At 41.9% G+C, this 1,468-nt stretch carries 2 protein-coding genes; both read left to right on the top strand.

Annotated elements, in window-relative coordinates; genetic code table 11:
- The first annotated feature begins 8 nt into the window (after positions 1-8).
- Positions 9-461 (top strand): Calx-beta domain-containing protein, encoded by a 453-nt coding sequence (locus ACFO5T_RS06860; protein ID WP_465251693.1) that lies wholly within the window; start codon positions 9-11, stop codon positions 459-461.
- A 29-nt stretch (positions 462-490) separates the two neighbouring features.
- Positions 491-1,468: Calx-beta domain-containing protein (locus tag ACFO5T_RS06855; protein WP_380033119.1), on the top strand; the 978-nt coding region annotated here is incomplete at its 3' end.

The raw sequence follows: 1,468 nt of genomic DNA, 5'->3' as shown, positions 1-1,468 counted from the left end.
ATGATGTTGTGGAGTCAGATGAAGAATTTGAAGTAACGATTGCTAACACTACCAATGGAACCATAGATCCTGCTGCCACAACAGGAACTGGAACAATTACCAATGACGATGCTACTGTCGTAAGCATTGGCGATGTAACAGTAACAGAAGGGAATGATGGGACTACGGTTGTAGCGAACTTCCCAGTAACCTTAAGTGCTCCTTCCGATACAGATACAGTAGTAACCTTCACCGTTGCTGATGGAACAGGAACGGTTGGTGACGCAGATTATGTAGCACCAACAGAGTTAACCGTAACAATCCCTGCTGGAGAGACGAGTGCTGTATTCCCAGTAACGGTAAATGGTGATGATGTTGTAGAATCAGATGAAGAATTTGAAGTAACGATTGCTAATACTACTAATGGTACGATTGATCCTGCTGCCACAACAGGAACTGGAACAATTANATTGGTGATGTAACAGTAACAGAAGGAAATGATGGAACTACGGTGGTAGCTGAATTCCCAGTAACCTTAAGTGCTCCTTCCGATACAGATACAGTAGTAACTTTCACCGTTGCTGATGGAACAGGAACGCTTGGTGATGCGGATTATGTAGCACCAACGGAGTTAACTGTAACAATCCCTGCTGGCGAGACGAGTGCTGTATTCCCAGTAACGGTAAATGGTGATGATGTTGTAGAATCAGATGAAGAATTTGAAGTAACGATTGCTAATACTACTAACGGTACGATTGATCCTGCTGCCACAACAGGAACTGGAACAATTACCAATGACGATTCAACAACCGTGACTATCGAAGATGTAATTGTAGATGAAGATGCTGGAACGGTAACGGTTCCCGTAACCTTAAGTAACCCAAGTGATGAAGATACTGTTATTGAGATAGTAACTACGACGGGTACTGCTGGTGAGGATGATTATGTAGAAACTATTGTAACGGTAACCATTCCTGCTGGAGAGACTGAAGGAGAAGTTATAGTTCCAATTACAGAAGACACGACAGATGAAGAAGATGAAATCTTCACAGTAGACGGAACGGTAACAAGTGATAACACTGAAAACACAGATCCTAGCGGAACGGTAACCATTATCGATAACGATGATGCTCCAACCGTAACTATTGAAGATGTAATTGTAGATGAAGATGCTGGAACGGTAACGGTTCCTGTAACCTTAAGCAACCCAAGTGATGAAGATACTGTTATAGAGATAGTAACAACAACGGGTACAGCTGGAGAGGATGATTATGAACAAACAATTGTAACGGTAATAATCCCTGCTGGAGAAACTACTGGAGAAGTTGTAATTCCTATTGAAGATGATGATCTTGATGAGGGTGATGAAATCTTCACTGTAAATGGAACGGTAACAAGTGATAACACTGCCAATACAGATCCTAGCGGAACAGTAACCATTACTGATAATGATGGTCCTCCAACCGTGACTATCGAAGATGTAATTGTA

It is taken from the genome of Dokdonia genika (assembly GCF_042652845.1).
Lineage (GTDB): Bacteria > Bacteroidota > Bacteroidia > Flavobacteriales > Flavobacteriaceae > Dokdonia > Dokdonia donghaensis.
Note: the sequence above shows the minus strand (reverse complement) of the source record. Positions and strands in the feature narration are given on the sequence as shown.